Origin of the sequence: Gordonia paraffinivorans NBRC 108238 (genome assembly GCF_000344155.1) — a bacterium.
GTDB classification, from domain to species: domain Bacteria; phylum Actinomycetota; class Actinomycetes; order Mycobacteriales; family Mycobacteriaceae; genus Gordonia; species Gordonia paraffinivorans.
Map to the genome: position 1 here is coordinate 1 of NZ_BAOQ01000075.1, position 3,699 is coordinate 3,699.

Annotated in this window: 1 protein-coding gene and 2 pseudogenes; 2 read left to right on the top strand and 1 reads right to left on the bottom strand. The window is 60.2% G+C overall.

The features are described 5' to 3' along the window. The first annotated feature begins 591 nt into the window (after positions 1-591). Both GP2_RS20630 and GP2_RS20635 read left to right on the top strand, forming a co-directional pair. Positions 592-2,199, top strand: coding sequence for a DUF726 domain-containing protein (locus GP2_RS20630; protein ID WP_040527650.1), 1,608 nt, complete (start codon positions 592-594; stop codon positions 2,197-2,199). 246 nt (positions 2,200-2,445) lie between these two features. Further along, a pseudogene (locus GP2_RS20635) lies at positions 2,446-3,031 on the top strand (IS630 family transposase); the annotation flags it as partial. Between the two features lie 461 nt (positions 3,032-3,492). Here the strand turns inward: GP2_RS20635 and GP2_RS20640 are convergent. Then, positions 3,493-3,699, bottom strand: a pseudogene (locus GP2_RS20640) (IS630 family transposase); the annotation flags it as partial.

Genomic DNA, 3,699 nt, shown 5'->3' on the forward strand with positions numbered 1-3,699 from the left:
ACACCTACCAGACCCACATGCAGAGTTTGCTGAGCGAGATTGTGCACACTCACGGTCTACTCATCGCAGGATGGTCAGCCGCATGGGACAAGGCTCTGCGCGAAACAGTGATGCGGGAATACCGGCCCTTCTACACCCCCGCGTGGATCACCCCGAACAGTCTTGAGCCTAAAGCGCAGGAAGTGGTTGAGGCCATTGGTGCAAGCGTCCTCCCTGCAACTGCCGATCAGACGTTCACGCGCCTGGCCGACGCGGTGGACACCCTCCAGGCGCGCAGTGTGCGCCACCCTGTGACCGCACAGTTGTACGGACGGCTATGTCTTCACCCGAGACGTCGAGTTGGCAGCGGACGCGTGCACTTCCTGGTTTCGGGACATGCCGGGTGCACTTTCCCTCGAAAGCATCGGATGCGACTACGAGTATCCGGTTTCGCTGCCGCGACAGGATCTTGCCCCGTGAGTTGTCCGTGGCGATGGGCAAAATCGAAGTATCCGTCAGCGTGGCGGGATGGTAGGTATTCGGTCTGACGAGTCGATCCTTTATCGTTCCAAGGTCGTATTCAGGTAGGGAGGAGAGGTTTCTTTGGGCGCGGTGCATCTCACGTCGGATCCGGACGGAAATTTCACGTGCGAGGTGCGGTCGCTCGGTGGTCGATTGCTTCGGCTGACGGGAACTCTCGATGCGGTCGAGCCGTTGGCAACTGGTGACGAGAGGATGATCGCGAACAAGGCTCTCGTTCACAATGCCTGGGCTTACGTGAAGCATGAGGCCGAATTCCAGGTGGCGACCGAGGAGGACCAACGAAAAAGCCACCGGAAGCAAGCCGACGAACATGCTGAAGTTGCCGAAGGCATTGCCAACCTCGTCGACGATTTGACCGACCAGTTCACCAAAGCCTGGTGTTCCGGTTGTTTCGATCGGACCGAGCATCAACGTGTGGAAGGCAAACGATCGGGTGTACGGGCACATCTCTGCGCGTCCTGCGGCACGGCCACTTTGAGATGTGCTGCGCCGAAATGCGACCACATGGCCACTCGTGGGCTCGGGTCGTTCCGCATTCCTCGCTACTGCGCCGAGCACCGTCACGACATCCCGAGTTTCGAACGTGCGTCCGCCACGGTTCCGGGTCCGGATTCCTACGCGGATCTCCTCAGGTACGACAAGCCGAACCTGAGCAGGGCCACGAAGCTGGCCGCTGCGGGAGTGCTCGCCGCAGGAATTGCAGTGCCTGGAGGCATTGCAGCAGCTCCCGCCCTCGGGGGAGCGATAGGCGCGATGATGGGTTACAGCGGCGCCGTGGCGACGAATGCGGGTCTGGCGCTCCTCGGAGGAGGCGCGGTTGCAACCGGTGGTCTCGGAATGGCCGGCGGAACATACGTGATCGCCGCGGCTGGAGCAGCGTTGGGCGGAGCACTCGGCGCCAGCATCACGAATGCGTACGTCAAGGACGACAAGTCGTTCGAGATCGAGAAGTTCCGTGAGGGTGTCGGGACGCCGGTTATCCTGACCCGCGGATTCCTCAACGAATCTAGTGCCGATTGGCGCGCGGCGATGGCATTCGTCGATCGCTGCTACCCGGATGCACCCGTCTACAAACTCTACTGGGGCAGCAAGGAGCTGACGGCTCTCGCAGCTCCCGCTGTTACGGGAACAGGGGCAAAATACGCCGTGAAGAATGCTGTGCGGATTGCGGCGAGGGCCAGTAAGGCTGCTGCTGGGAAGCTCAACCCGGTGGCGCCGGTGATGATCGCTGCCGACCTCGCAAAGAACCCTTGGCATACCGCCAAGGTGCGTGCCGACCGCACGGGCGTCGCGCTGGCCGGGATTCTCGCCCGAACCGAAATTCCCAGCTATCACCTCGTCGGTCACAGCCTGGGCGCACGTGTCATGATCACAGCAGCGGAGACGTTGGCCACGCAGCAAGGTTCTCCCCGCATCGACACGATCCACGTCCTCGGTGCGGCAATCGGACGCAAGGGTGACTGGCGGAAATTGAACGACGCGGTCTCCAACAAGGTCCACAACTACTACTCGTCGAACGACCAGGTTCTGGGGTACGCATACAAATTCGCGCAAGGCGGAAGCGTTGCCGCTGGACATGCAGGCTTCCGAACGTCGTATCCGAATATTGTCGATCACGATGTATCGGACATCGTGAACGGTCATTCCGAGTACTTCAGCAAGGTCCATCCGGCATGATCATTTCTCCGGATCGGCGTGGTGGGGCATCCGTCAAGGGGTGAGGAGGCCTGAAGCGCCAGCGAGCCGGCCCCGATACGAGAACTTGTTACTTAAGGCAATTATGATGAGGTAACGATCACATTGGGGTGGGTAACAACTTTCGTCTGTCATTCGATTCAATGGTCAATAGCGCCGACACCTGCCGGGTCGGTCCGAAGCTAGTGTCCTGAGTCATTAATTGTCATTCGGTTGATAGACTGGGGAATGGCAACCCGGGGTCCGCGAGCAGTGGATATTGTTCTGACCGATGACGAGCGCCGTGAGCTCGAAGGGTGGGCGCGTCGGCGAACGACGGCCTCGGGTTTGGCGATGCGATCACGAATCGTTCTCGCTGCCGCTGATGGCGAGTCGAATACCGAAGTGGCACAACGACTCGGCCTCAACCGAGGTACCGTGCGGCGATGGCGAGGCCGGTTCGTCGAGCACCGCTGCGAGGGGTTGCTCGACGAACCCCGGCCCGGGCGACCTCGAACCGTCGGCGACGAGCAGATCAAAGACCTGATCACCGCAACTCTCGAGACCACTCCGAAGAATGCGACACACTGGTCGACTCGGTCGATGGCTGAGCATCTCGGCATGTCGCAGTCAACTGTTTCGCGTGTATGGAGAGCGTTCGGATTGGCTCCACACAAACAGGATTCGTGGAAGCTGTCGAAAGATCCCATGTTCACCGAGAAGGTCCGCGACGTCGTCGGGCTCTGCATGAACCCACCCGAACGTGCCCTGGTGCTCTGCGTTGACGAGAAGACCCAGATCCAAGCGCTCGATCGCACCCAGCCGATCTTTCCCGTCGCGGTCACCGCTCGAGACCTGGACATCAAGCCCCAACGACTGCAGGGAGGGCCGAAAAAGCTCCAGATCGATGAGTTTGAAACTGGGGTACGGGCGCTCGCAGCAGGCTGTCAGATCACTGACACCAACGGCGGGTTCGTCGGATAAGCAGACCGGCGCTTCGCCGATAAGATACATTATGTCAAGTTACACGCTGCATATTGCATCAGAGGTGTTAGCCCGGCCACTCCTCCCAATGGCGCGGCACACCTACGACAACCTGGTTGATTGCAAAACGTCGACGTTCTCGACCGCCCGACCCTCACACATGGTCCACCGCGCTGAGTGCTGCTCAGACAACGGAGGCGGAATTATTCGTCGCTCATGCGTCAATGAGTGGTGCCGATTCAACGGCACCGGCGATCTGGCTCCGTTCATGGCTTCAACCCGCGGTGTGCGGGTTGAAGCCATGAACCCGACCTAGTGTCCTGAGTCATTAATTCGTGTGCAGTAGTGGGCGATGGAGTCGAGGATCTGGTCAGCGGTCTTGACCCACACGTAGGGGCGGGGGTTGTCGTTCCAGGTCTCGATCCACGCTCTGATGTCGGCATTGAGTGCTCGTACGGTGCGGTGGGTGGAGCGTTGGAGTTTCTTGGTGGTCAATTCGGCGAACCAGCGGTTGCGTCC